24 protein-coding genes and 3 tRNA genes are annotated in these 25,099 nt (G+C 69.2%); 16 read left to right on the top strand and 11 right to left on the bottom strand.

Features of this window, described 5'->3' with window-relative positions:
• Positions 1-29 precede the first annotated feature (29 nt).
• From AB0J40_RS32455 to AB0J40_RS32420, 8 genes are all read right to left on the bottom strand, one after another.
• The gene (locus tag AB0J40_RS32455; protein WP_364460592.1) at positions 30-920 is read right to left on the bottom strand and encodes a hypothetical protein; all 891 of its coding nucleotides are present in this window, start codon (positions 918-920) and stop codon (positions 30-32) included.
• Positions 917-2,680, bottom strand: a complete 1,764-nt coding sequence (locus AB0J40_RS32450; RefSeq protein WP_364460589.1) for a hypothetical protein — start codon at positions 2,678-2,680, stop codon at positions 917-919. Before AB0J40_RS32450 ends, AB0J40_RS32455 begins: the two co-directional genes overlap by 4 nt.
• 74 nt (positions 2,681-2,754) lie before the next feature.
• Positions 2,755-3,753 (bottom strand): PD-(D/E)XK motif protein, encoded by a 999-nt coding sequence (locus tag AB0J40_RS32445; protein ID WP_364460588.1) that lies wholly within the window; start codon positions 3,751-3,753, stop codon positions 2,755-2,757.
• Positions 3,750-6,164 carry a Z1 domain-containing protein gene (locus tag AB0J40_RS32440; protein ID WP_364460586.1) on the bottom strand — a complete coding sequence of 805 codons (2,415 nt, stop codon included), beginning with the start codon at positions 6,162-6,164 and terminating at the stop codon, positions 3,750-3,752. Before AB0J40_RS32440 ends, AB0J40_RS32445 begins: the two co-directional genes overlap by 4 nt.
• Before the next feature lie 416 nt (positions 6,165-6,580).
• The gene (gene lon, locus AB0J40_RS32435) at positions 6,581-8,983 is read right to left on the bottom strand and encodes an endopeptidase La (protein WP_364460584.1); all 2,403 of its coding nucleotides are present in this window, start codon (positions 8,981-8,983) and stop codon (positions 6,581-6,583) included.
• Positions 8,984-9,089: 106 nt separating this feature from the next.
• The gene (locus AB0J40_RS32430; RefSeq protein ID WP_364460582.1) at positions 9,090-9,932 is read right to left on the bottom strand and encodes an SAM-dependent methyltransferase; all 843 of its coding nucleotides are present in this window, start codon (positions 9,930-9,932) and stop codon (positions 9,090-9,092) included.
• Positions 9,929-10,783 (bottom strand): SAM-dependent methyltransferase, encoded by an 855-nt coding sequence (locus AB0J40_RS32425; RefSeq protein ID WP_364460580.1) that lies wholly within the window; start codon positions 10,781-10,783, stop codon positions 9,929-9,931. The genes AB0J40_RS32430 and AB0J40_RS32425 overlap by 4 nt, the downstream gene beginning before the upstream one ends.
• 69 nt (positions 10,784-10,852) lie before the next feature.
• Positions 10,853-11,791: a GNAT family N-acetyltransferase gene (locus AB0J40_RS32420; RefSeq protein ID WP_364460578.1), complete on the bottom strand. Its 939-nt coding sequence runs from the start codon at positions 11,789-11,791 to the stop codon at positions 10,853-10,855.
• Between the two features lie 295 nt (positions 11,792-12,086).
• On the opposite strand from AB0J40_RS32420, the gene AB0J40_RS32415 reads away from it, so the two are divergent.
• From AB0J40_RS32415 to AB0J40_RS32390, 6 genes are all read left to right on the top strand, one after another.
• Entirely contained in the window at positions 12,087-14,732 is a 2,646-nt protein-coding gene (locus AB0J40_RS32415; protein ID WP_364460575.1) for an EAL domain-containing protein, read from the top strand.
• A gap of 79 nt (positions 14,733-14,811) precedes the next feature.
• A tRNA-Thr gene (locus AB0J40_RS32410) sits at positions 14,812-14,884 on the top strand.
• Positions 14,885-14,934: 50 nt separating this feature from the next.
• Positions 14,935-15,007: transfer RNA gene (locus AB0J40_RS32405), tRNA-Met, on the top strand.
• 49 nt (positions 15,008-15,056) lie between these two features.
• Entirely contained in the window at positions 15,057-15,221 is a 165-nt protein-coding gene (rpmG, locus tag AB0J40_RS32400) for a 50S ribosomal protein L33 (protein ID WP_005152047.1), read from the top strand.
• Between the two features lie 78 nt (positions 15,222-15,299).
• On the top strand, positions 15,300-15,749 hold the full coding sequence (locus AB0J40_RS32395; RefSeq protein ID WP_364460572.1) for a MaoC family dehydratase N-terminal domain-containing protein: 450 nt from the start codon (positions 15,300-15,302) through the stop codon (positions 15,747-15,749).
• Positions 15,746-16,144: a MaoC family dehydratase gene (locus AB0J40_RS32390; RefSeq protein WP_364460569.1), complete on the top strand. Its 399-nt coding sequence runs from the start codon at positions 15,746-15,748 to the stop codon at positions 16,142-16,144. The genes AB0J40_RS32395 and AB0J40_RS32390 overlap by 4 nt, the downstream gene beginning before the upstream one ends.
• Before the next feature lie 59 nt (positions 16,145-16,203).
• On the opposite strand, the gene AB0J40_RS32385 is transcribed toward AB0J40_RS32390, so the two are convergent.
• Positions 16,204-17,109, bottom strand: coding sequence for an SGNH/GDSL hydrolase family protein (locus AB0J40_RS32385; protein WP_364460567.1), 906 nt, complete (start codon positions 17,107-17,109; stop codon positions 16,204-16,206).
• 94 nt (positions 17,110-17,203) lie between these two features.
• Positions 17,204-18,133, bottom strand: a complete 930-nt coding sequence (locus AB0J40_RS32380) for a TIGR03619 family F420-dependent LLM class oxidoreductase (protein WP_364460564.1) — start codon at positions 18,131-18,133, stop codon at positions 17,204-17,206.
• Positions 18,134-18,330: 197 nt separating this feature from the next.
• Here AB0J40_RS32380 and AB0J40_RS32375 point away from each other — a divergent pair.
• The 6 genes from AB0J40_RS32375 to AB0J40_RS32350 all read left to right on the top strand — a co-directional run bounded on the left by AB0J40_RS32375 (position 18,331) and on the right by AB0J40_RS32350 (position 22,065).
• Positions 18,331-18,403: transfer RNA gene (locus tag AB0J40_RS32375), tRNA-Trp, on the top strand.
• 26 nt (positions 18,404-18,429) lie between these two features.
• Positions 18,430-18,870, top strand: coding sequence for a preprotein translocase subunit SecE (gene secE / locus AB0J40_RS32370; protein ID WP_364460561.1), 441 nt, complete (start codon positions 18,430-18,432; stop codon positions 18,868-18,870).
• Positions 18,871-18,943: 73 nt separating this feature from the next.
• Entirely contained in the window at positions 18,944-19,783 is an 840-nt protein-coding gene (gene nusG / locus AB0J40_RS32365; protein ID WP_364460559.1) for a transcription termination/antitermination protein NusG, read from the top strand.
• 75 nt (positions 19,784-19,858) lie between these two features.
• Entirely contained in the window at positions 19,859-20,296 is a 438-nt protein-coding gene (rplK, locus tag AB0J40_RS32360; protein ID WP_043781763.1) for a 50S ribosomal protein L11, read from the top strand.
• A gap of 199 nt (positions 20,297-20,495) precedes the next feature.
• Positions 20,496-21,215 carry a 50S ribosomal protein L1 gene (gene rplA / locus AB0J40_RS32355; RefSeq protein WP_364460556.1) on the top strand — a complete coding sequence of 240 codons (720 nt, stop codon included), beginning with the start codon at positions 20,496-20,498 and terminating at the stop codon, positions 21,213-21,215.
• 70 nt (positions 21,216-21,285) lie between these two features.
• Positions 21,286-22,065, top strand: a complete 780-nt coding sequence (locus AB0J40_RS32350; RefSeq protein WP_364460554.1) for an alpha/beta hydrolase — start codon at positions 21,286-21,288, stop codon at positions 22,063-22,065.
• 10 nt (positions 22,066-22,075) lie between these two features.
• Here AB0J40_RS32350 and AB0J40_RS32345 read toward each other — a convergent pair whose 3' ends face one another.
• Positions 22,076-23,005 (bottom strand): hypothetical protein, encoded by a 930-nt coding sequence (locus AB0J40_RS32345; RefSeq protein ID WP_364460552.1) that lies wholly within the window; start codon positions 23,003-23,005, stop codon positions 22,076-22,078.
• Positions 23,006-23,288: 283 nt separating this feature from the next.
• Here AB0J40_RS32345 and rplJ point away from each other — a divergent pair, with 283 nt between their 5' ends.
• From rplJ to AB0J40_RS32325, 4 genes are all read left to right on the top strand, one after another.
• On the top strand, positions 23,289-23,843 hold the full coding sequence (rplJ, locus tag AB0J40_RS32340; RefSeq protein ID WP_125310035.1) for a 50S ribosomal protein L10: 555 nt from the start codon (positions 23,289-23,291) through the stop codon (positions 23,841-23,843).
• Between the two features lie 49 nt (positions 23,844-23,892).
• Positions 23,893-24,282, top strand: a complete 390-nt coding sequence (rplL, locus tag AB0J40_RS32335; RefSeq protein WP_364460549.1) for a 50S ribosomal protein L7/L12 — start codon at positions 23,893-23,895, stop codon at positions 24,280-24,282.
• Positions 24,283-24,383: 101 nt separating this feature from the next.
• Positions 24,384-24,521, top strand: coding sequence for a hypothetical protein (locus AB0J40_RS32330; protein WP_364460547.1), 138 nt, complete (start codon positions 24,384-24,386; stop codon positions 24,519-24,521).
• A 288-nt stretch (positions 24,522-24,809) separates the two neighbouring features.
• Positions 24,810-25,099: ATP-binding cassette domain-containing protein (locus AB0J40_RS32325; RefSeq protein WP_364460544.1), on the top strand; the 290-nt coding region annotated here is incomplete at its 3' end.

Raw genomic sequence — 25,099 nt, 5'->3', positions numbered from 1 at the left:
TCGACTGAGCAGGCGTGGGTAGAGAACGCTCATGTTTCCTCTTTGAGCAGGCCGGCCGCGGCCTGGATCCGGGCGGCGAAGTACGCCGGTTCCTGGGTGTGCTCCCGTCGAAGAGACTCGAGGTCGTCGTCGAAGTGTTGTCTGAGGACCGCTTGCAGGACGGCTCCCGTCGAGCCCGTGGGGTACTCGGCGGAAACGTCGAACGCTTCGTCGACCACCGCCCGCTCGACGAGGCCGCGAAGTGTCTCCGAACGCAGCATCGACAGCACGGCCGCGCTTCGCGCCGGATCGCCTGCCGCTCGACCTGTCACCACGTCGACGACGCTTTTTCGCTTTTCGTTGACGAGCAGCAACAGCGAACCCAATGCCGCGTCTTCCAGCCCACCGTTGACGTCCAACATCCACGGTGCGTCCGATGGGTAACCGACCTCGGCGAAGTCGGTCACGACGATCGGGAACTGGGTCGCGTCTCCGCGGAGGCGGATGTCGCGCCGGTCCGCCCACAGCACGCTGCCCGGTCGCCGGGGCGCGATCCTCGACGTCGTACTGCCCGGGTCGGTGAGGACCAGGACGAAGTCCAGCGTCAGTGTGCCGCCCAGATCGCGACCGGGCAGGTCGAACTCCACCGCGAGCTCCACGCCGTCGGTCGGCGGGACCTGTTCCTGCCAAGCGCGACCGCGCAGGAGCGAACCCGACGCCGTCCAGCGGACCGAGACGGCCAGGCCGGCGTCGTCCTCCAACCCGGCTTCCTTGCGTGCCCGTGCGCCGTCCACGACCAGGGTCCGTCGGAGGGGCAACACCGTGTCGTAGTCCCAGTCCGGGAGGTCGTCGGAGAGCTCGGTCAGCTCACCCGCGAGCGTCCAGGGTGTGGCGCGGACGACATCGTCGGCGGGCCTGCGGTACGGGTGGACGACGCTCACGAGGCCTCCTCGACCAGCAGGCCCTCGACGGCCACGTCGACCAGCGTGTCCGGGACGCTGCGGACACGCAGCTCGACCTCGGCGGGTGCCAGGACGAAGCACGTGTCCGACTCGAATTCCCCCGCCGGCGTACGCCACGAGCGCACCGAGGGCTGGACGGCCCCGACCGGAGCCTCGTCCTCCCGCCCGTCGACGGTCAGCACCGTCAGCTTGGCGGTGAGGGCCACCGGGCCGGTCCCGTCGACGGTGACCCGCTGGAAGATCATCGGTTCGCCGTCGAGTTCTTCCAACACGGGTTCGCCGATCACGGTGACCGGACCGCGAGACCTGGGACGTCGTCCAGGCGGGTTGGCCCCTGGCGGCTTGCCGCCGGTTCCGGAACCGCCCGGCCGACCCGACGGCGTCGTCTCCTCCGCGTAAGCCGCCGCGATCAAGCCACCGAGGAACCTGCTCGCGGAGCCGAGCGGCAGCCCGGAGTCCGTGTGCGGCAGCGCTTCCGGTCGTTTGAAGTCCGCCAAGCGCTCCTTGATCCGGGTGAAGGTCGTCCGGATGTACCTCTTGTCGTTGCCTTGCAGTTGCTCGTGCACCCAGTTGTCGTGGGTCGGCGGCTCGGCGGCCGAGTAGACCTCGTCGAGCTCGTCCAACGCCCGGAAGACCCCGGCGTAGGCGACGTTCGTGGAGAAGGTCTCCGGCCCCTCGAGGTACCTGACGACGAGCTCCGGCGAGCGCATGAGGCACACGTGGTGCGGGTCGTCGGGTACACCGGCGTAGGCGGCGGCCTTGGTACCGCCGTTCTTCTCCATCGGCAGGACCCGCTTCTTTTCGAGCGAGAACCTGCCCAGGTCCTTTTTGGGGTTGCCGCACTGGAGAATCTCGGCATCCGGCTTCCGCGCGCTGCGGTACGCCTTGACGAAGAGGCTGAGCGGGTAGGTGGCCGCCGGATCGGGCACGGGAAGGTCGCGTCCCTCCACCCGCACCTGCGGGACCAGCCGGTCGCTGCCGCGTTCGTCCAGCATCAGCGGCCAGGTGTGCCAGGCGATGGTCTCGGCGAGGTGGTGGCCTGCCGAAGCGGTGTCCTCGAATTCGTCCAAGTCCGGAGCGACGACCACCAGAGTCGTCCCGGTCTCCGTCGAAGCGAAAACCGGAAGACCGAGGCTGCGGGCGGTCTGGTCCGCCTCGTCGTCCGTCAACGGCTCGACGTGTTCGTCGTCCACGTGTCCCCACCAGTGCCTGCCGGTGTACGGCCGGGGGTCGATGTGCTCCCGCAGCTCGAACGACGCCCCCAAGGCGATGCCGATCAGCCGCGAGACCTTCCGACCCGAGCTGTCGGACGTTCGTGTGTAGACGAGCACCGTGCCCACCTTCGACAGCCGGTAGAGAACGGCTTTGCCGTACCCGTAGGTGCCGCCGCCCTGGTCGGTGTCCCGCTTCTCGCCGACGTTGAGCACGAACGAGATCCAGTCGCGCCGACCGTCCGTGAGCTCGTCGGCCCGGGTCGGGCCGCCCAGTCCGGCGGTGCCCCGGTCGGACACCGTCAGAATCCGCACGGGGGGCTCGCGCAAGACCCGTCCCACGCCGAGATGGCGTTCGACCTGGGCGGTGGGCGACAGCATGCGTTCCCACACCGGGCGTTGCGCGGCGGCGACGGTGGTGATTTCGAGCCGGTAGGTCACCGGACCGGTGCGCAGCCGGGCGTCCCACGAGTTCTGTACGGTCTCGCGGACGAAAACGGTCAGCGGGTCGACCGGAGGCCTGCCCAACTGGTTCCGGATGCCTTCGGAGGTGATGGCCCCGGTCGGCGGGAACGGCTGGGACCACCATCGTGGCTGGTCGTTCACGATGCTCCAGGAGCGAGGAGGACGAAGTCGGCGACCTCGTGTTCGAGTGCCTTCGGGCTGTCGAGGTCGACCGAGTAGACGAGATCGTCGATGCCGGGTTCGAGTGCGTCGCCGATGAGGGACGCGGGCACGATCCGGGGGAATCCCCCGTCCACTCGGTAGCACCTGCGTTCGAGGACCTCGTAGCGGATCGAGGTGTACCGGTCGACGTCACGCTCGCGGTAGCCGAGTTCGGCGAGTCCTCGACGGATGGGCGACGGGTTGTCCGCCAGCGCCAGAACGTCTTCGATCAGATCCGGCACGGACGTCCCCGAAGCCGTTCTCAGCAACCGGAACCACACCAAGGTGAGGTCTCCGCCCGCCGGCGGCTCCAGCTGGTCGATCCCGTGGACCCGAATGGTCCGACCCTCCGGCGCGGTCGTCGTCTTCACTTCGATCGCGTTGCCTGCGAGGTGGAAGTCCTTCGCGGTCCCACCCGGGCCGTGCCAGCTGTCGGCGAGTCCCGGATCCTGCTGCAGCAGTCGGCGGAGGACGGTCAGCTCACCGAAGAGTCCGGCCAACGCTTGGGCGTTCAACGGTCCTTGTGCGCCGGACAGGAGCTGACGCCATTCGTCCAACACGCGGCGAAGCGCGCGAACCGCCTTCTCGGGGTTGGCTGCCACACCTGCGAGGACGTCCTCGCAGAGCGACGTGAAGACGTCGTGCAGCGAAGGATCGAGAAGCACCAAATCCGCGTAGTTCCGGTACTGGACCGCGTCTTCGAGCGGCTTCGTCACCAGGTGCACGGCCCGGCCGGTCAGGTCGGGTTCGACGGTCTGCCGGGCCGCCAGCGGAACCAGCAGGTGGCTGTGCCCCGCCGCGTCGATCCCCAGCAGCACCGGTCCCTGAGGGGTGTCGACGGGCACCGGACTGGTGACGATCGTCGAACCCGAATCGCGCGCCGCGACTTCCAGCACGCGCCAGCGATCGACGACGACGTCGCGCAGCTCGGTCATTCCTCTTCTTCCTCGTCGTCGATCTCCAAGGCATCGACATCGTCCTGCTCCACCAGGTTCGCCGAGAAGTACTCCGCCTCGACCTTGTCGTCGTCGCCCGCGGGGTGCGGGAAGAGCAGGGCCGTGCCCATGACCACGTCGGCGGGAGCGTCGAGAGCGACACGGCCCACGGCCGTCGTCGGCGAGATCGGGTCGATCGGGTAGAGCAGCAGGAGACCCACGTCGGGGACCTGGGCTTCTCGCAGTTTCTCGATGTCGGACCGCTTCAGCTCCTCGGGTCCGTTCGGCAGGGACAGGTCGAGGGTCGTGTCGCGGGCGCTGGTCAGCGTCTTGATGTCGGCGGGCTCTCCGGCGGCGACACCGGTCTCGAAGTCGATGCGCCCGCGGCGGACCATCCCGATTTCGAAGTCGGAGCCCACCTTGTACTTCTTCGCTTCGGTCCGGTTGCTGCCGATCACGGCGACGTTCCAACGCTTCAACGCGCCGGCGCGCAGTCGCTTCTCGATGTAGCCGAGCAGACGACGGCTGTCGGCCTCCGTCGACTTGGGATGGAAGGAGTATTCCGCCAGGTACCGCGTGACCCGTTCGTGTGGCACGTCCCTGAAAAGCACGCGGTTCTCGCCGGGAGCCGGACCGGAACCGTTCGCGAGGAGGCAGTCCTCGATAAGGGATTTGGCTGCTTCCGCGTTGCGGTCGAGCCACGGCCTGCCTTCGGGCCGGACGTCGAAGTACCGGGACTCGATGAGGTGGCCACCGTATGCCGCCTCGGCCTTCACCGCGTCCCGCATCTTCGCCTTCGCCGTGATCAGCAGCTTCGGATGCGAACGCAGCCGGACCGCGAACGTCATCGGGTTCTCGTTCGTGGTCATGTAGCGGTCGATGTCGATGCGCATTTCGGCCTCGACCGTGGCCAGGTGGCGGAACCAGCTCTGGAGCTCGTCGGTCATCCAGATGCGGGGCAGGTCGGCGTAGCCGTCGCGGTAGCCGAACCAGCGCCCCATCTGCAGGAGGGTGTCGTACGCCGACGCACCTCGGACGAACAGGCTGCTGACCAGCCCTTCCAGCGTGAGCCCACGGGACAGGGTGTTGCCGCCGACCGCGATCGTGGTCACCGGTCCGGAGTCGTAGTCCAGTCGGTCGCTGCTGCGGTAGTTGTCGACGACCAGGGTCGTCTCCCGCACGACGGTGCGAAGGTGGGGCAGGAGGTCGTCGAACGAAACCGGAACTTCGTCGAGATCCGCCGCCCGGACCTTCGCCGTCTCTTCGGTCCACTGCAGGCGAAGCTCGTCCAGGAGCTTCCGGGTGTCCCGGCCGAGCCCTTCGAGGGTCCTGGACCGGAGGGCCTTCAACACCGGAACGAACGCGAAGTGGACACCCGAGTCCACGCTGGTGTGGATGAGCATGGACGAGTGCGGGTTTCCGGTGCCCCGCACCCGGCGGGCCGCCGTCGCGAGCCAGAACCAGCGGACGGCCGCCTCCAGAGACCCGGTCAGCGCGGGCGTGAAGGTGGGCGCCTCCTTCTTGTTCTTGGGCTTGAGGTCGTCGACCTCGTCGTCCGGGACCCGGCGGATCATGTCGTACCCGCCGGGAACGTCGGCCGCGTCCTCCCAGTCCAGCGGTTCACGCCCGAACAGGACTTCCGTGCCTTGGTGACCGACCGGTTTCGGGAGGTTGACGATGAAGTCCCTCGGGTAGAAGTCCTGCTCGACCGACGGGTCGATCAGCAGGTTCGCGAACGGCGTGGCCGTGTACCCGACGTAGCCGACCTTCGGGAACTTGCTCAGCACCTTGTAGAGCAGCGGATTGATCTTTTTCGTCGCGACCGTGGACTGGTCGGCCTCGTCGTCGATGATGAGGGTGGGGCAGTTCTCGAGGTATTCGTGTGCCGTCCCGAGCCACGCATTGAGCTTGCGCAGGACTGCGGCGTTCTTCTTCACGACCAGGAGCAGGTGCTGGTCTTTCGCCGCCAGGTATGCCGCCGCGTTGCCCCGCTCGCCGAAATCCCGTTCGGGAGTGGTCACCTCGTGCCACAGTTCCGGGTTCGCGGCGATCAGGTCGTTCTTCAGCCGGACCTGGGTTTGCTTCCGCAGTGCGTTGTGTACGCCGGAAAGCACGATGAACAGCTTGTAGCCGCGGTCGGCCGCCTTGGCCATGACGGCCGTGAAATTGGTCGTCTTGCCCGATTGGACGAATCCCACGACCAGGCCGCGGGTCGAGAATTCGGCGAGCTTCGGGTGTTCCAGAAGCGAGACCACCTTCGTTGATGCGTCGTCGACGGCCTTGACGGCTTCCTCGTTCCGGTACTTGTCGCGCAGCGACTGTGCCAGCGACGGCCAGTTCCGGTCCTCCGACTGCGGACCCGTGTACCAGGTCATCCGGTTGTCGCGGTACACGGAATGCGGTTCGTCCATGTCGCGGACCCGAATGCACTCGGTCTCGTGTCGTTCGACGATTCTTCTGACGACGTCTTCGGACACGCCCATCCTGCGGATGCGACGTGCGGCTTCCGCCGGTGTGAACCTCTCGACGATTGCGCGGAAGACCTCGTAGTCCTCTTGGATCTCCGAGTCTTCCGCGACCGATTTCGTCACGCGCGCTCCAACGTCGTCGATTCGTCCGGACGCGGCTGGGCCCGGAGCACCTCACTCTAGGAACCTGATCGACGATCTGCACAGTGTTGTTACGCCCTGTATTCCTTTGTGATCACCGTGCCCCGAACGGAGTAGCGGCCTGCCTTGTCGGGTCACTGCCGTGGCGGACGCAAACGAACGGCCGGTTTCCCTGGGGGTAGGGGAAACCGGCCGTTCTCGGGTGGCGGCGTTCGGGGTTACGCCGCCTGGGAAACCGGCGTTGAAGCCGGGGTCAAGGCGAGGTCCAGGACCTCGCGGACGTTCGCCACCGCGTGGACGTCCAGCTCGGCCAGCACCTCGGCCGGGACGTCGTCCAGGTCCGGCTCGTTGCGCTGCGGGATGATCACCGTCTTCATCCCCGCGCGGTGTGCCGCCAGCAGCTTCTGCTTCACGCCGCCGATCGGGAGCACCCGGCCGGTCAGTGACACCTCGCCCGTCATCGCCACGTCCGCCCGGACCACCCGGCCCGACAGCAGCGATGCCAGCGCCGTCGTCATCGTCACGCCCGCCGACGGCCCGTCCTTCGGGACCGCGCCCGCCGGCACGTGGACGTGGATGCCGCGCTTGCGCAGGTCGCCCACCGGCAGTTCCAGCTCCGCTCCGTGCGAGCGCAGGTAGGACAGCGCGATCTGGACCGACTCCTTCATCACGTCGCCGAGCTGGCCGGTCAGCTGCAGCCCGGACGCGCCGGACTCCTCGTCGGCCAGGGACGCCTCGATGTAGAGGACGTCACCGCCGGCGCCGGTCACCGCCAGGCCCGTTGCAACGCCCGGGGTCGCCGTGCGCTGCGTCGATGCCGGCAGCGACGACTCCGGGATGTGCCGCGGGCGGCCCAGGTAGTCCGGAAGGTCGGGAGCGTCGATGGAAAGCGGCAGGGAAGCCTCGTCCAGTGCCACCTTCGTCGCGACCTTCCGCAGCACCTTGGCGATCGTCCGGTTCGCGTCGCGCACGCCCGCCTCGCGGGTGTACTCGGCCGCGATCCGGCTGAACGCGGCGTCCGTCAGGACGACGTCCGCGGCGCCGAGGCCGGCGCGCTCCAGCTCGCGGGGGAGCAGGTGGTCGCGGGCGATGGTGACCTTCTCGTGCTCGGTGTAGCCGTCCAGCGTGACGAGCTCCATGCGGTCCAGCAGCGGGCCGGGGATCGTCTCCAGCGCGTTGGCCGTCGCCAGGAACACGACGTCGGACAGGTCGAGCTCGACCTCGAGGTAGTGGTCGCGGAACGTGTGGTTCTGCTCCGGGTCCAGCACTTCGAGCAGCGCCGCGGTCGGGTCGCCGCGGTAGTCGGCGCCGACCTTGTCGATCTCGTCGAGCAGCACGACCGGGTTCATCGAGCCGGCTTCCTTGATGGCGCGGACGATCCGGCCGGGCAGCGCGCCGACGTACGTGCGGCGGTGGCCGCGGATCTCCGCCTCGTCGCGGATGCCGCCCAGTGCGACCCGGACGAACTTGCGGCCCATGGCCTTCGCGACGGACTCACCCAGCGACGTCTTGCCGACCCCGGGAGGGCCCGCGAGGGCGAGCACCGCGCCGGAACGCCGGCCGCCGACCGGGCCGAGGCCCGATTCCGCGCGGCGCTTGCGCACCGCCAGGTACTCGATGATGCGTTCCTTGACGTCGTCGAGGCCGGCGTGGTCGGCGTCGAGCACCGCGCGCGCCGCGGCGATGTCGTAGACGTCCTCGGTGCGCTCGTTCCAGGGCAGCTCCAGGACGGTGTCCAGCCACGTGCGGATCCAGCCGCCCTCGGGAGACTGCTCGGACGTGCGGTCCAGCTTGTCGACCTCGGCCAGCGCGGCCTTCTTGACCGCGTCGGGCAGCTCGGCGCCCTCGACGCGGGCGCGGTAGTCGTCGTCCTGAGCGGTTCCGTCGAGCTCGCCGAGCTCCTTGCGGATCGCTTCGAGCTGGCGGCGCAGCAGGAACTCCTTCTGCTGCTTCTCCATGCCCTCGGAGACGTCCTTGCGGATCGTTTCGGTGACTTCGAGCTCGGCCAGGTGCTCTTTGCTCCACTCGAGCGCCTTCTCCAGGCGTGCGGTGACGTCCAGGGCGCCGAGCAGCTCGAGCTTCTGGTCGGTGGACAGGTAGGGCGCGTTGCCGGACAGGTCGGCGATCGCGGAGGCGGCCTCGACCTGCTGGACGGCGTCGATCAGCTGCCAGCCGCCGCGCTGCTGGAGGATCGAGATGACGACGGCCTTGTACTCGGCCGCGAGCTGGGCGGTCCGGTCGTCGGTGGTCTCGGGCGCGTCCTCGGCGTGCACCCAGCGGGCGGCGCCGGGGCCGTCGGCGATCCGGCCGACGAGCGCGCGGGCGGTGCCGCGCAACAGGACGGCGGCCTTGCCGCCGGGCACGCGGCCGATGCGCTCGACCGTGGCGACGGTGCCGTACTCGGCGTATTCGCCGTGCACGCGCGGGACGATCAGGACCTCGGCCTTGGTGGCGCCGGTCGACCGGATGCCGGGGAAGGACGCCTGGCTCGGCGTCTTGGCCTGGGCGGACTCCACCGCTGCCCGCGTCTCGGTGTCGGTCAGGTCGAGCGGGACGACCATGCCCGGCAGCACGACGTCGTCATCGAGCGGGAGCACGGGCAGGAGGCGGGTGTCGGACATGTGCACTCCTCGTGTAGTTGAGTCTGCCTTGCTCAACTCTCCGATGGGTGCGTTTGTTTCCGATGGTGCGTTCGCCCACAGCGATCACCAAAACTGCAGGTCAGAGCTACGGGCGGCGAGCGACGGCGCACCAGGCGAAGGGGCGCGTTTCCGCGTCGATCGGTGTCGGCGGCTCTTCCGGACGCCAGTCCGGCAACGATGTCATCCCCGGCGGGAGCAGCGGCCAGCCGCCGAACCAGGGGAGCAGCTCCTCGGCCGACCGCAGCCACGCCGGGTTCGACGTGTCGCGGTAGGCGTCGATAAACCGCTTCACCTCCGCGGCGCGCTCCGGCGGCGCGTCGTCGCGGCACGTGGCGTGCGTCAGCGCCAGCCAGCTGCCCGGCGCGAGCTTCTCGCGGTAGGCCGCCACCAGGCCCTCGGGGTCGTCGGACGGCCCGATGAAGTGCAGCACCGTGATCATCAGCAGGCACACCGGCCGCGACCAGTCGACGAGCGACACCGTCAGCGGGTCGTCGAAGACCTCCGCCGGCCGCCGGATGTCGCGCTCGACCAGGCCCGCCCAGTCCGTCGCGCCTTCGCGCTCGAGGATCAGCCGCGAATGGGCGGCCGCCACCGGCTCGTAGTCGACGTAGACGACCGACGCGCGCTCGCCGGCGGGCAGCCGGTCGCGGACGATCTCGTGCACGTTGCCGGCGGTCGGCACGCCCGAGCCGAGGTCGACGAACTGGCGGATGCCCGCGTCCATCGCCGCCGAGACCACGCGGTTCATGAAGGCGCGGTTCTGCCGCGAGATCGGCCGGATCAGCGGCCACACCTTCTCCACGCGCTTGCCGAACTCGCGGTCGACCGCCCAGTGCTGGTTCCCGCCGAGGTACCAGTCGTAGACGCGCGCCGCGGACGGCTTTTCGATGTCCACTCCGGCGGGTGCGACCGGCGCCGTTTCGCTCATGCGCCGGGCTTCTCCGCGATGCCGCACCACGCGAACGGCCGGGCCTCGGCCTCCAGCGCGTTCAGCTTCCGGTCGGGCCGCCAGTCCGGGAGGTGCACGATGCCCGGCTCGAGGATGTTCCAGTCGCCGAACAGCGGCTCGATCTCTTCCCGGTTGCGCAGCCAGACGGGGTTGCTCGTCTTGCGGTACTGCTCGACGAACCAGCGCAGCCCCTCCAGTGCCTGGCCCGTCCCGTCGCCCTCGCTCATCTGCGAGATCGCCAGCCAGCTGCCCGGCGCGAGCTTGTCGCGGTAGGCCTGCAGCAGCCCGATGGGATCGTCGTCCGGGCCGACGAAGTGCAGGACCGCCATCATCATCAGGCAAACCGGCTGCGAAAAGTCGATGAGCCGCTTCGTCTCTTCGGCACGCAGCACGGCTTTCGCGTCGCGCATGTCGGCCTGGACGATCCCCGCCCAGTCCGTCGCCATCCCCTCTTCGAGGATCAGCGTCGCGTGCGCGACCGCGACCGGCTCGTAGTCGACGTACACGACCTTCGCGTCGTGGTCCTCGGGGAGCTCCGCCTCGACGACCTCGTGGACGTTGCCGGCCGTCGGGACACCGGAGCCGAGGTCGATGAACTGGCGGATCCCGGCCCGCAGCGCCGCCCGGACCGCGCGGTTCATGAACTCGCGGTTCTGCTTCGAGCCGGGGCGCACGAGCGGCCACTGCTGCTCCATGCGCCTGCCGAACTCGCGGTCCACGGCCCAGTTCTGCGTGCCGCCCAGGTACCAGTCGTAGATCCGGGCCGCGGACGGCTTCTCGGTGTCGACGCCTTCGGGCGCTCTCGGCGCCGAATCGCGCTGGTCGGTCACTGCCGGCTCCCCTCGTTCCTCGCCGGACCAGCCTATAAGGACCGGCCACCCGGGTCAGCCGCCAGTTGTTCAGCGAACGGCCGGCCGGCGCTGCCAGTACGTCCACAGCGGGCGGTACCCCTGCGCGTACCAGAACGGCGTCGACAGCGGGTTCGCCGCCGCGTGGTGCAGCAGGACGACGTCGGCGCCTTCCTCGTCGAGGACGTGGTGGGCGTGCGCGGCCAGCGCGGTACCGACACCGGACGACCGCGCGGTCTCCGCGACGGCCAGCGACGACAGGTAGCCGACGCGGGAGGCGTTGACGCGGTCGCTGATCCAGCCGGTCTCGCCGGGGTGCTGGACGTTCACCATGCCGAGCGGACGGCCGTACAGCTCGGCGATCCACAGCGGCGGCTCCGGGCGGTTCAGCTGCTCGGCCAGGTCCTTGGCCATGATGTCCTCGACGCCCTTGCGGAAGTTGACCGTGCCGTACTGCGCGTCGAAGGTGTGCAGCTCCAGGCCCAGCGTGACGGCGGTTTCGAGGTCGCCGGGCTCGGCGCGGCGGATCTTGACGCCGGGCGTGCCGCGCGGGCCCGCCGGGATCATCCGCTCGGCCGGGCGGACCGCGATCACCCGCAGCGGCGCGAAGCCGTGGTGCAGCATTTCGCGCGTGCCGGCGGCGTCGCGGCTCGCGCGCGGCACGATCGCCGCGGTCTCGGTGTCGCCGCGCTCGGCGACCGCGCGCAGATGTTCATCCCATCGTGTGAGGAGCGCGTCGAGGGCCTCGGCCGGCCGCGGACCGGCCAGCTGGAGGTCGAGCCGGTGCTCGGTGAGGGCCCGCCACGGCGCGTTCGGCGCGTCCTGGTCGACCTGGATGCGCGAGGCGAGGGCGGACGCGGCGGAGTCACCCGTCGCGACCTCCAGCACCACGGCGTTTTCGGCCGCCTCGAAGGGAGATGAACCGGGGAGCAGGGAATCCACCGCCGCGAGCCGGGCCGCGTGTTCGGTGGCTATCACGTCGCTGTGCATGGGTTCATTGAAGCGCTATCCGGACCGTCGTGTGCGCGGGACCGACCCCTGGTTCGCCACCCTTGCTCCGGGGGTCCGGGTGGCGGAGCCCCCGGCCCGGGGCGGAGCCCCGCCTACCACAGAGTTTCACCCCTTGGTCCACGCAGGTCAGCGCCATCGAGGCATTGTTAACCCTGGGGTGATCTCCTACTGTCTCGAAAGGGACACGGGTACGCCCTACGGGGTACGGTATGGCCCTTGTCCACACCCGAAGTCACGGATCAGTACCGGTGGACAAGCCGGGAGGGAAGGTCGGATGCCGGACACCAACGCCCACGGCGACGCCGTAGCGCAGGCGCAGCCCGGGCCGGGAACCGCTTCCGGCACACCGCCCGTCTCCGCCGAAGCCCGCACCGACGAACGCCGGTTCCGCGCGTACACCTTCACCGTCCTGAGCATCGGGCTCGTCGCCGCGTTCGCCGTCGGCTCGTGGCTGCCGTTCCACTGGGACAGCAGGCTGCTGTGGATCGGGCCGGTGCTCGCGGTCGCGTTCCTGCTCGCCGAACAGCTCGGCATCAACGTCGACGTCCGCAGCGGTATCTCGTGGACCATCTCCTTCACCGAGATCCCGCTCGTCATCGGGTTCTTCGTGGCGCCGTTCGAGGTCGTGCTGGCCGCGCACCTGGTCGCCGGCATCGGCACGCTGCTCGCGCGCAAGGTCGCCGGCCGCGTCCTCTACAACGCGGGCGCGTTCCTGCTCGAGATCACCGGCGCCTTCGGGGTCGCCGGGCTGGTGAAGTTCGCCGTCGGCGCCGGGGCGGGCGACAAGATCCCGTGGGTCGCCGCGCTGGCGGGCACCCTGACTGCGCCGCTGGTGAGCACGCTGCTCGCGCTGGCCGCGGTCCGCGTCCTGCGACGCCGGATGCGGGTCAGCACCGCCGTCCGGCTCACCGCGCGGATCCTGGTCGTCGGGTTCGTCAACGCGTCCGTCGGCCTGTCCGGCTACCTCGTCATCTCGAACACGCCCAAGGCGTGGCCGCTGGTGCTCGCCGTCTTCCTTGGCCTGACCGCGCTGTACTGGGCGTACTCCGACCTGCTGCGCGAGCAGCGGGACATGGAGGCGCTGTCCGACGTCAGCCTGATGGTGGCCCGCTCCGGCCAGCAGGCCGCGGCGCGCCCGGCCAGCCGGGCCGACGAGCTCGTCGGCGGTGTCGACGTCCGCGAGTGGGCGACGATCGCCGAGCGGATCAAGGACCAGCTCGCCGCCGGCCGCGTCGTGCTGAGACTGCGGCTCGAACCGAAGGACGCCATGCGCGTCGTCGTCGCGGGCGAGGACCTGCCGGCCGCCGACCCGGCCGCCGACGATCCGCTACTGCGCCTGCCCGGCGCGCACGTCCGGCACTTCCGCATCACCGAAGCCAACCCCGACGTCCGCGCGGCGTTGCTCGACCGTGGCGCGCAGGAGGCGCTCGTCGTGCCGCTGCGCAGCGCGAACCAGCTGCTCGGCGTCGTCGAGGCGCACGACCGGCTGTCGCGCTGGCGCGGGTTCGGCAAGTACGACGTCCAGCTGCTCGGCACGATGGCCAGCCACCTCGCGACGTCGCTGGACAACCGGCGCCTGCTCGCCACCCTGCGCCACGACGCCTACCACGACCCGCTCACCGGGCACCTCAACCGGCCGGGCTTCCGGCAGGTGGCGAAGGAACCGTTGCGGGACTTCGCGAACGCCGTGGTGCTGCGGATCGACCTCGACGTCTTCTCGACGGTCAGCGACGCGCTGGGTTACGCGTGGGCCGACCGGATGGTGATCGCCGCCGGCCGCCGCATCCGCGACGCGCTCGGCCCCGACGTCCCGCTCGCCCGCCTCGAAGGCGCGTCCTTCGCGGCGCTGCTCGTCGGCTGCCCGCCGGAGGACGCCCACGCGGCGGCGGAGCGGCTGCGCGAGGAGCTGTCCGCGCCGTACCCGGTCGACCGGCTGTCGGTCGAGGCGAACGCGATGATCGGCTACGCGACGACGACGCCCGAGGAGTCCGGCGACGTCGTGGACATCGAGGGCCTGCTGCAGCGCGCCGACGTCGCCGTCCGGGCGACGAAGGGCGGCGAAGAGGTCCGCGGCTACGTGCCGAGTATGGGCCAGATCTTCCTGCGCCGCTTCCAGATGGTCACGCAGTTCCGGCAGTCCCTCGAAGACGGCCAGGTCAGCGTCCACTACCAGCCGAAGATCACGCTGCCGAACCGGCAGGTGCAGGGCGTCGAGGCGCTGGTCCGCTGGGTGCACCCGGAGTTCGGCAGGCTCGGCCCGGACGAGTTCGTCCCGGCCATCGAGGCGGCCGGCCTGATCGGCGTCCTGACGGGTTTCGTGCTCGGCGAGGCGCTCAAGCGCTGCCGCAAGTGGCTCGACGAGGGCCTGCGGATCTCGGTGGCGGTCAACCTGTCGGTGCGCAACCTGGCCGACGAGGACTTCCCGAACAAGGTGGCCCGCGAGCTGGAGCACTACGGCATCCCGCCGGAGCTGCTGACGTTCGAGCTGACCGAGTCCGGCGTGATGTCCGACCCGCAGAAGGCGCTGCCGATCCTGCGCGAGCTGCACTCGCTGGGCATCACGCTGGCGGTGGACGACTTCGGCACGGGCTACTCGTCGCTGGCCTACCTGCGGCAGCTGCCGGTCGACCAGGTCAAGATCGACAAGAGCTTCGTCCTCGGCATGGGCACCGACCTCGGCGACCTCGCGGTGGTCCGGTCGATCGTCGAGCTGGGCCACTCGCTCGGGCTGACGGTGGTCGCGGAGGGCGTCGAGGAGGACGTGGCCCGCGACCAGCTGGAGGCGATGGGCTGCGACGTCGCCCAGGGCTACCTGATCTCGCGGCCGCTGCCGGAGGACCGCCTGGAGGCCTGGCTGCAGGCCCGCACGGCGCGCTCGCCGGGCCGCCACTCGGAGACCGTGCTTACCCTGCTGACCTGAGGTTTCGTGCTAAGGGGACCCCGGCTGCACGGGCGGGTGACGGGTCTTGCTAACCTTTCCAAGTCCTCGCGAGAGGCAGGCCCCTTTAGCTCAGTCGGCAGAGCGTCTCCATGGTAAGGAGAAGGTCTACGGTTCGATTCCGTAAAGGGGCTCTCGACCTCAGCCGCGTCACGCCTGCGTGTCGCGGCTTGGGTCATGTAAGGGCGGTGTAGCTCAGTTGGCAGAGCAAGCGGCTCATAATCGCTGTGTCGCCGGTTCAAGTCCGGCCACCGCTACGCGGTAACGACGGGGCTGGCCCCCGGACCTGAGAGAGAAGGAAACGCTGTGGCTGCCACCGACGTGCGACCCAAGATCACGCTGGCGTGCGAAGAGTGCAAGCACCGCAACTACATCACCAAGAAGAACCGGCGCAACAACCCGGATCGCCTGGAGATGAAGAAGTTCTGCCCGAACTGCGGTACGCACCGGACGCACAAGGAAACCCGCTGACGTAGCGCGTTCACCCAGCTTTCGAAGCCCCGCCCCGGACCTCCGGGCCGGGGCTTCGCTGTTGGTAGCCTCCTGGGCGTGCCCTTGGACGAGTCGTTCACCGGGCGGGTGTACCCGCCGCAGACCAGCTACGAAGTGAGCCGGGAGAAGATCCGGGAGTTCGCCGACGCGATCGGCGACGAGAACCCGGTCTACCGCGACCCGGAGGCGGCGCGCGCCGCCGGCCACCCGGACGTGATCGCGCCCCCGACGTTCATCACAATCGTCAACCTGGCGGCGATCAACGCGATCGTGACGGACCCGGAGCTGGGGCTCGACTACTCGCGCATGGTCCACGGCGACCAGCAGTTCAGCTACAGCCGCCCGGTCCGGGTGGGCGACCGCCTGCTGTTGACGACGCACATCGACAAGATCATGGCCCGGGCGGGCAACGACTTCATCAACTTGCGGGCGGAGATCGCCGACGGCGAGGGCGAGCACATCGCCACGACGCGGGCCCAGCTGGTGGTCCGGGGGGAGGAAGCGTGAACGTCGGCGACGAGCTGCCCGCGATCGAGGTCCGGGTGACGCGCGAACAGCTGGTCCGCTACGCGGGAGCGTCCCTGGACTTCAACCCGATCCACTGGAACGAGGCATTCGCGAAGGACGTGGGACTCCCGGACGTGATCGCGCACGGGATGCTGACGATGGCCCTGGCCGGGCGAGTGGTGACGGACTGGCTGGGCGACCCGGCAAGGCTGATCGACCTGAGCGCCCGCTTCACCAGGCCGGTGGTGGTCCCCAACACGCCAGAGGGAGCCCTGGTGGAGTTCTCCGGCAAGGTGGGAGCCCTGAACGACGACGGAACGGCCAGAATCGACCTGGTGGCGAAGTTCGACGGAAAGACGGTCCTGGGCAAGCCACAGGCGTTGGTCCGCGTCTAAGACGCAAGAGGACCCGCAAACCGGCACCGACGAGCACCCAGACCCCTCCGGAGAAGAACTCAGGGAAGCTTGAGAACCCCGAGCACGGCATCAGCCATCCCCTGCTCACCCCGAACATTGGGATGAAGCGGAGCGGTCCGAGAGGCGGGAATAACCCCCTCAACCCACCGGACATCGGAAGCCGAGCAAACATCATGCCCCTTACTGGGAGCAGCGGTATCGGCATAACCGGCATGGTGAGAGTCAGCCTGATCCTCAAGCATCTTGTTCAACTTCCCAAGAGCACCTCGGAAGTAGTCGACATCCCCGGAGCCCACGGGAAGAACGGGCCAGCACCCATCCCCATCGGGAAGAACGGTCGGATACCCGACAACGACGATCTTGGCCTTGGGCGCCTTCTGATGGATCGCGTCGAGCGCAGCTCCCACCTTCGGCGCGGTGGCATCGATCCGCTCGGCAAGCTGATCATGCCCACCAGCGGTGAGCCGGTCCCGGCAACGAGACCCGGACCGATGCGCGGTGGCACAGGAGGAAGCGATCGAGATGAACCCGACGTCGTTCCCCCCGATCCCGAGCGTCACCAGGGTCGTCTTGGAGTTGACGGCATCGAGCTGAGCGGGATTGGTGCCATCCGAAGTCTTCTGGGGCGAAGTCAGGTTCGCGGTCGTAGCCCCACTGCAGCTGACGTCGGCCAATTCGGCGGGCTTGAGCTTCGCGGAGACGACGTGGGGGTAGTTGTCGAGCGAACGCTGGCACCCCGGAGGAGGGCCGGCCTGCCGCCCGTTGTGCGGCGAAGACGTGTAGGAATCGCCCAGGGCGACATACCGCCCGGAACCGCCTCCGGTTTCCGCACCGGTATCGGGCGGAGCGGACGAAGAACCGTGGTGCCACTTGTAGTACCCGAACGCCAGCAGGCCGACGACGAGCACAACGACGAGGCAGCCGCCCCCACTGTTCTTGGCCACATGTCGTTTCTACCGGCGCGAGCACGGTTCCGAAGTGGGCAGAACGGGTGACTGGGCGGAACCATCGAACCCCGCTGGGTGACGATGATCTCCGTCACACCAGTTCGGCGGCGAGCTCCAATGCGTGGTCGACGTCCTTGGCGACGTAGTGCAGATCGACGAGCACCTCGGTGATGCCCAGCTCGCGGGCCACGTCGAGGCAGGGCGCGACGTCCGCGACGGTGTCGACGCCGGTGCCCGCGCGGGGGTTGATCCGCAGCACCCGCCGCAGGGCGCCGGGAGCACGCCCGGCCTTCTCGGCGGCATCGAGCGCGACCGACCACAGACCGGTCAGGTACTCCTTCGGCATCCACCCGGCCAGCCACCCGTCGGCCCGCCGCCCGACCCGGGCCAGCGCGGCCGGCGAGAACCCGCCGAGCAGCACGGGCGGCCGCGGCGCCTGCGCCGGCCGCAGGCCGACGGTCGACGGCGCGATCCGCCACTGCGGGCCCTCGTGCGCCACCGGGTCGCCGGTCCACAGGGCCTCGAGCGCGTCGAGCACGGCGTCCAGCCGCTTGCCGCGGCCCTCCCACGGGACGCCCGTCGCGAAGTACTCCTCACGCAGCCAGCCGAGCCCAAGGCCGACGTCCAGCCGGCCACCGCTGGCGAGGTCGAGCGAGGTCAGCGCCCTGGCGAGCAGCACCGGGGAATACACCGGACCGGTCAGCGCGCTCATCCCGAGGCGGGCCGTGCGGGTCACCGCGGCCGCGGTCGCGAGGGTCGTGAACGGGTCCGCGAAGGTCTCGAACTCCTTGGGGTACGGGTGCTCCGGCGTCCCGCCGCCCGGGTAGCGGTCCGAGGGCGCGTGCGGCGTGAGGATCCGGTCGCCGACCCACAGGGACCCGAACCCCAGGTCCTCGGCGGCGGCCGCGAAGCGCGCGACGGCCGCGGGGTCGGCGAGCGGGCCGTACTGCGGCAGCGCGAGCCCCAGCCGCGTCCCGCTCACCGGTGAGCGGGACTCCGGGTTGTCCGTCATGGCGGACATCCTGGCATGATCAGGTGGCCGGCGGGGAGTTTTCCGCAGGCCGGCCGGGGTTCGGCGGTCGATCGGGGGGCGCGGTTGCGGGCTCTCGCGAGGCTTGCCGTAGACTTCGGGACTTGGAACGCACTACGGTCATCCCCGCCTGGATGGTGGGGACGATGGAATGCGTCCAACGGGGCTCCGAGCGATCGGGACTCCACAGGGGTGTAGCTCAATTGGCAGAGCAGCGGTCTCCAAAACCGCAGGTTGCAGGTTCAAGTCCTGTCACCCCTGCGTAACGGAACTGGTGGAGCGGAGGAGTGGTCGTGAGCGACAGCGACGCCAGCGGCGGCGAGCAGGAGCAGGACGGCACCGGGCAGAAGCCCGAGAGCCAGTCCCGTCCCGTCACAGCCGCTGCCCGGCGTGAGCGCCGTGCGACCGCTCGCCCGGCGGGCAAGTCCGCGGCACGTGCGGACGACAAGACCCGGCCGGCCGGCAAGTCGGGGGAGAAGACCGCCCCCGACGCGAAGGGCGCTCCGACCCCGAAGCGGGACCAGAAGGCGAAGAAGGCCTCCGTGTTCGCGCGGCTCATGCGCTTCATCCGCGAGGTCTGGGCCGAGCTGCGCAAGGTCATCTGGCCGAACCGCAAGCAGATGGTCACCTACACCGCGGTCGTGCTGGCCTTCGTGGTGTTCATGGTGGCCCTGGTGAGCGTGCTCGACCTGGCATTCAAGTGGGGCATCGGCAAGATCTTCGGCTGACGCGCCCCGGCGCGCGCCGATGGGGCTCAGGTCCCGGCCTGACCCCGGCAATGATCAACTGAGAGGACGGAACGTGACCTCCGACAACGGCACATCAGCCGGTCACGACCTGACCGAGCTTTCCGACGAGCAGGTGCACGCGGCACTCGGTGACGAGGAGTCCGCGCACCTCGAGCCCGTCGAGGTGTCCGACGAGGTCGACGAAGCCGCTTCCGGTGACGAGGGCGCGTCCGATGAGGCCGCGGCCGCCGACGACGTGACCGACGAGGTCGCCGAACCCGCCGAGGACGACGAGGACCCGGTCGCCAAGCTGCGCGCCGAGCTGCTCGCCGCGCCCGGCGAGTGGTACGTCGTGCACTCCTACGCCGGGTACGAGAACAAGGTGAAGACCAACCTCGAGACCCGGACCCAGACCCTGGACGTCGAGGACTACATCTTCCAGATCGAGGTCCCGACCGAAGAGGTCACCGAGATCAAGAACGGCCAGCGCAAGCAGGTGCAGCGCAAGGTGCTGCCCGGCTACATCCTGGTCCGGATGGACCTGAACGACGCCTCGTGGAGCGCGGTGCGCAACACGCCGGGTGTCACCGGGTTCGTCGGCGCCACCTCGCGGCCGTCGCCGCTGACCGTGGACGAGGTGCTGAAGTTCCTCGCGCCGCAGGTCGAGAAGGAAGCCCCCGCGAAGGCGGGCAAGGGCGAGTCCACCGCGGCCGCGGCGCCGCTCGGCGGCCCGGCCGTCGAGGTCGACTTCGAGGTCGGCGAGTCGGTCACGGTCATGGACGGCCCGTTCGCCACGCTGCCGGCGACGATCTCCGAGGTCAACGTCGACGGGCAGAAGCTGAAGGTCCTGGTGTCGATCTTCGGCCGGGAGACCCCGGTCGAGCTGTCGTTCAACCAGGTCTCCAAGATCTGACGGCCGGCCTTCTCGGCCGCAGTCCCCGCGTCCACGGCAGGTACGCGGGGAACGTAGTACAGGACAGGAAAAGAAATGCCACCCAAGAAGAAGAAGCTTGCGGCGATCATCAAGCTGCAGATCAAGGCGGGTGCGGCCAACCCCGCGCCGCCGGTCGGCCCCGCGCTGGGTCAGCACGGCGTCAACATCATGGAGTTCTGCAAGGCCTACAACGCCGCGACCGAGTCGCAGCGCGGGGACGTCGTCCCGGTCGAGATCTCCGTCTACGAAGACCGGTCGTTCGACTTCAAGCTGAAGACGCCGCCGGCCGCCAAGCTGCTGCTGAAGGCCGCGGGCGTGGAGAAGGGCTCCGGCGAGCCGCACAAGACCAAGGTCGCCAAGGTCACCTGGGACCAGGTCCGCGAAATCGCCAAGACCAAGGAGACCGACCTCAACGCGCACGACATCGACCAGGCCGCGAAGATCATCGCCGGCACTGCCCGGTCGATGGGCATCACGGTCGTCGACGCCTGACGTTCTCAGCTTTGCGAGATCGCGCCGGTTTCTGACCGAGCGATTTCGATCGGCCCCCAGGCCGAGCGAAATCGGGCGGGCAGGAAGCGGCTTGAGGGCGATCTCGCCGCCTCGACGGAGTCGAGGCAGACAACACCGTGGGAGAGCCGGGTGCTGGCTCTGACACCACACTGATCCACGATTACTTAAGGACAGAAGCATGACCAAGCACAGCAAGGCTTACCGCCAGGCTGCGGAACTCGTCGACAAGGCGCGGCTGTACGCGCCGCTCGAGGCCGCGAAGCTGGCGAAGGAGACCTCCAAGACCAAGATGGACGCGACCGTCGAGGTCGCGATGCGTCTCGGTGTGGACCCCCGCAAGGCCGACCAGATGGTCCGCGGCACCGTGAACCTGCCGCACGGCACCGGTAAGACCGCCCGCGTCATCGTCTTCGCCGTCGGCGACAAGGCCGCCGAGGCCGAAGCCGCCGGCGCGGACGCGGTCGGCACCGACGAACTGATCGAGCGCATCCAGGGTGGCTGGCTCGACTTCGACGCCGCGATCGCGACGCCGGACCAGATGGCCAAGGTGGGCCGCATCGCCCGCATCCTCGGCCCGCGTGGCCTGATGCCGAACCCGAAGACCGGCACGGTGACCCCCGCGGTCGAGAAGGCCGTGAAGGACATCAAGGGCGGTAAGATCAACTTCCGCGTGGACAAGCAGGCCAACCTGCACCTGGTGATCGGCAAGGCTTCCTTCGACACGGAGAAGCTGGTCGAGAACTACGCGGCCGCGCTGGACGAGATCCTCCGCGCCAAGCCGTCGTCGGCGAAGGGCCGGTACCTGAAGAAGGTCACCTTCACCACGACGATGGGCCCGGGCATCCCGGTCGACCCGCTGCGGACCCGCAACCTCCTTTCCGAGGACGCGACGGTCTGAGTCTGAGATCACCGGAAAGGGCGTCCCCGCTTGCTGCGGGGGCGCCCTTTCTTCGTGTCTCATGGAGGTCATGCCGACATTCGCGTCGTTCGACGGCCTCCGGTTGAACTACACGGTGTGGGAGGGCGAAGGCGCCCACCACCCGGTGCTGCTGCAACACGGCTTCGCGGCCGACACGAACGCGAACTGGATCTCGACGGGTGTGGTCGCGGCCCTGCGGTCGGCGGGCCTGACGGTGATCTCCCTGGACGCGCGCGGCCACGGCCGTTCGGAGAAGCCCCACGACGAGGCGGCGTACCTGGGCGACAGCATGGCCCGCGACATTTCGGCGCTGCTGGACGAACTGGGCGTCGACGAGGTTTCCCTGGTCGGCTATTCGATGGGCGCGATCATCGCGCTCACGGCGACGGCGTCGGACAAGCGGATCCGCCGGCTGGCAACGGGCGGAGTGGGCTCGGGCATCGTCGACTTCGGCGGCGTCGACCTACGGGTGGTGAAGCCGACGGAGATCGCTTCGGCGTTGCTGGCGGAGGACCCGTCGACGGTGCCGCCATCGGGGGTGCCGTTCCGCTTGCTGGCCGACGCGACGGGCGGCGACCGCCAGGCACTGGCGGCGGTGGCGTTGGCTTCGGAATCGCAGGAGGGGAGCCTGAACCTCTCGGCGATCGGCGTCCCGACGTTGGTGCTGGCGGGCGACCAGGACCTGCTGGCGGCAGAGCCGGAGAGGCTGGCGGCGGCCATCGCGGGGGCGCGGTTGGTGCGAATCCCGGGCGACCACATGACGGCCGTGATGTCGCCGGTGTTCTCGGAGGCCCTGGTGGCGTTCTTGACCGCGCCGCAGCCGCGCTGAGCGCGGCCGGTCAGCTCGTCGGCGTGGTGGTGGGGACTCCGCTGCACTTCGCCGGGCCGATGGCGTGGCCGGTGATGAGCCACTGTCCCTTGTCGACCTTCGACACCGTGAAGACGCCCAGCGCCGGACCGCCGCTGATGGGGAACGTGCAGGAATCGATCGTCACGGTGTCGCCGGGCAAGGGTTCCGAGACGCTCGACGGCAGGGATTCGGCGTAGTCGTTCTTGTTCGTCACCTGGGTGGCGAGGAACTCGACGGCTTTCTTGCAGTCGGTCTGGGCGGTGTTCTGGCGGAACGTCTGCGCGATGTCCTGGGCGAACTGGGTCTGGATGTCGCGCGGACCTTCGTTCTGGAAGCGGCCGCAGGCGTCGTCGACCCGGCCCTGGGCGATGTTGTGGTAGACGAACCGGACGGCCTCGTACGGATTCGTCGAGAAGATGTGGTTCGTGTGGTACTTCCCGCCGCCCTCCTGGGCGAGCTGGGCCGAGGTCTTGCCGGAGTCGTTGGGGAAGAAGTGGTTGTACAGCCACGTTCCCGCGACGCCGAGGATCACGATCGCCAAGACCCACGCGATCACCTTCTTGCCCAGCCAGCTCAGCCACTTCGGGGCGCCGCGGCGTTCGGTCGGGACCAGCTGGTAGCCCGGCGGGATCATCGGGGGCTGGGCGCCTCCGCCCGGCTGGGTGGACGGCGGGGCCTGGACCACTCCGGCGTCCGGCGGTGGGGCCGGCTGGTTGCCCTGCTGGGTCTGGGTGAAGCGCAGGTAGTCCTGGAACTGCTGGAACTGGCGAAACTGCTCCAGCTCCGCCGGATCCATCGGCGGCTGCTCGCCGCCCCCGCCGGAGGGCTGGGGGAGCGCCGGCGGCTGTGGAGTGGGCGCGGTCGAGCCCGCCGGTTCGATCTCCGCTCCCGGCTTTCCGTCATCGCGCTGCTCCGCCACGTCACCATGATGCCCCACTCGGCCGCGGAGGTGGGGGTGGGAGAAGCCCTGTCGACTTGACAAGGTATTCTTGTCGACGGTTCTACCGAAGACCGCTGGTTTTCCCCGCCCCAACGGGGAACGAAGGTCCCGCATCACGCCGGGCGGCCCGCGCAGGAGGAACGAGGCAGGGCACCCGTACGTGCCCACCAACGCCCCGCGCCTGCTTGCGCGAGGGCGTTTCGTCGTTTCGCGGAGCCCCTCGAAAAGCCAGTGGAAACACTAGCCAAGAGAGGAGGCGACCATGGCGAAGCCCGACAAGGTGGCGGCCGTCGCCGAGATCGCGGAGAGCTTCCGCAACAGCTCGGCCACCGTCGTTACCCAGTACACCGGCCTCTCCGTGTCCCAGCTGTCCCAGCTGCGCCGCGCTCTCGGCACCAGTGCCAAGTACCGGGTCGCGAAGAACACCCTCGTCAAGCGCGCCGCCGAAGACGCGGGCGTCACGGGGCTCGAAGACCTCTTCGTCGGTGCCACCGCCATCGCCTTCGTCGAAGGTGAAGCGGTCGACGCCGCCAAGGCGCTTCGCGACTTCGCGAAGGACAACAACGCGCTTGTGATCAAGGGCGGCTACATGGACGGCAAAGCGCTGTCCGTGGACGAGATCAACCGGATCGCCGATCTCGACAGCCGTGAGGTCCTGCTCGCCAAGGCGGCGGGCGCGTTCAAGGCGAAGCTGTCCCAGGCCGCCGCGCTGTTCCAGGCGCCGGCGTCCCAGGTCGCCCGCCTGGCTGCCGCGCTGGAGGAGAAGCAGCGCAACGCCGCCGGTACCGAAGCAGCCGAAGCACCCGCCGAGAGCTGAACCACCCCCACCCCGAACGTCCCGTTCGTTTTTCTGAGAGGAAGCCATCATGGCGAAGCTGAGCACCGCCGAGCTGATCGACGCCTTCAAGGAGCTCACCCTCCTCGAGCTCTCCGAGTTCGTGAAGGAGTTCGAAGAGGTCTTCGACGTGACCGCCGCCGCGCCGGTCGCCGTCGCCGCCGCTGCCGGCCCCGCGGGTGCCGCCCCGGCCGCCGCCGAGGAGCAGGACGAGTTCGACGTCGTCCTCGAGGGCGCCGGCGACAAGAAGATCCAGGTCATCAAGGTCGTCCGCGAGGTCGTCTCGGGCCTGGGCCTGAAGGAGGCCAAGGAGCTGGTCGAGGCCGCTCCCAAGGCCCTCCTGGAGAAGGTCGACAAGGAGGCCGCCGAGGCCGCCAAGGAGAAGCTCGAGGCCGCGGGCGCCAAGATCTCCATCAAGTGATTTCCGGCGCGCAAGCGCCACCGCGAACGGGCGGGCACCCCACCGGGTGCCCGCCCGCTTTCGTTTGTTGCACCGGCGCGTCCCGGAACGATCAGACGACCATGACCGACCCCGAGCACATCGAGCTCCTCGCGCAGCAGCTGACCGCCCGCACACCCCTCCTCACGCTCTCCCCGGCAGCCGTTGTCGCGCCCGTCGTGTTCCTGCTGGTCGTCGCCGCTTTCACGCTGATCCCCTAGGAGCGGTGTCCGAATAGCCCCGGGTCCCTAAATCGCGGATCCGGGGCTCCGGAGATCTGCGTCATTGCCCCGAATGGGCTACCGTGCGTCCCGATGCCGATCACGGCGGGATGACGTTGGGCCCAGGGCTGGCCAGGAAATAAAACTGGTGAGTAACCTGTTCGCACTCAGCTCGTTGCACCTGGTTGACGCGGGTTCATGGGGCGCCAGAGCGCGCACCCGCCGCCGACGCGGGCGGCATGGGTGTGGCAGCGGGCGCAATGACGCGGAACAGCTCCTGGAGGTGCGATGGGTGCCGAGGTGGTCATCGAAGGCCTGACCAAGTCCTTCGGTAAGCAGGCCATCTGGCGGGACGTCACGCTGACGCTGCCCCCGGGCGAGGTGTCGGCGATGCTCGGACCGTCGGGAACCGGCAAGTCGGTGTTCCTCAAGTCCATGATCGGCCTGCTCAAGCCCGACCGCGGCCGGTGCGTGATCAACGGGGTCGACATCGTCACCTGCTCCGAGCACAAGCTCTACGAGATCCGGAAGCTCTTCGGCGTCCTCTTCCAGGACGGCGCGCTGTTCGGCTCGATGAA

It is taken from the genome of Amycolatopsis sp. NPDC049691 (assembly GCF_040675005.1).
GTDB lineage: Bacteria > Actinomycetota > Actinomycetes > Mycobacteriales > Pseudonocardiaceae > Amycolatopsis.
The sequence above is the reverse complement of the archived record's forward strand: the minus strand, read 5'-3'. Positions and strand labels throughout refer to the sequence as shown.

Coding starts and splice junctions, on each gene's coding strand:
- AB0J40_RS32445 (WP_364460588.1), bottom strand. CDS start 3,753: ATGACCGAGCTGCGCGACGTCGTCGTCGATCGCTGGCGCGTGCTGGAA.
- AB0J40_RS32440 (WP_364460586.1), bottom strand. CDS start 6,164: ATGGACGAACCGCATTCCGTGTACCGCGACAACCGGATGACCTGGTAC.
- lon (WP_364460584.1), bottom strand. CDS start 8,983: ATGTCCGACACCCGCCTCCTGCCCGTGCTCCCGCTCGATGACGACGTC.
- AB0J40_RS32430 (WP_364460582.1), bottom strand. CDS start 9,932: ATGAGCGAAACGGCGCCGGTCGCACCCGCCGGAGTGGACATCGAAAAG.
- AB0J40_RS32420 (WP_364460578.1), bottom strand. CDS start 11,791: ATGCACAGCGACGTGATAGCCACCGAACACGCGGCCCGGCTCGCGGCG.
- AB0J40_RS32415 (WP_364460575.1), top strand. CDS start 12,087: ATGCCGGACACCAACGCCCACGGCGACGCCGTAGCGCAGGCGCAGCCC.
- AB0J40_RS32380 (WP_364460564.1), bottom strand. CDS start 18,133: ATGTCCGCCATGACGGACAACCCGGAGTCCCGCTCACCGGTGAGCGGG.
- rplK (WP_043781763.1), top strand. CDS start 19,859: ATGCCACCCAAGAAGAAGAAGCTTGCGGCGATCATCAAGCTGCAGATC.
- rplA (WP_364460556.1), top strand. CDS start 20,496: ATGACCAAGCACAGCAAGGCTTACCGCCAGGCTGCGGAACTCGTCGAC.
- AB0J40_RS32350 (WP_364460554.1), top strand. CDS start 21,286: ATGCCGACATTCGCGTCGTTCGACGGCCTCCGGTTGAACTACACGGTG.
- rplJ (WP_125310035.1), top strand. CDS start 23,289: ATGGCGAAGCCCGACAAGGTGGCGGCCGTCGCCGAGATCGCGGAGAGC.
- rplL (WP_364460549.1), top strand. CDS start 23,893: ATGGCGAAGCTGAGCACCGCCGAGCTGATCGACGCCTTCAAGGAGCTC.
- AB0J40_RS32330 (WP_364460547.1), top strand. CDS start 24,384: ATGACCGACCCCGAGCACATCGAGCTCCTCGCGCAGCAGCTGACCGCC.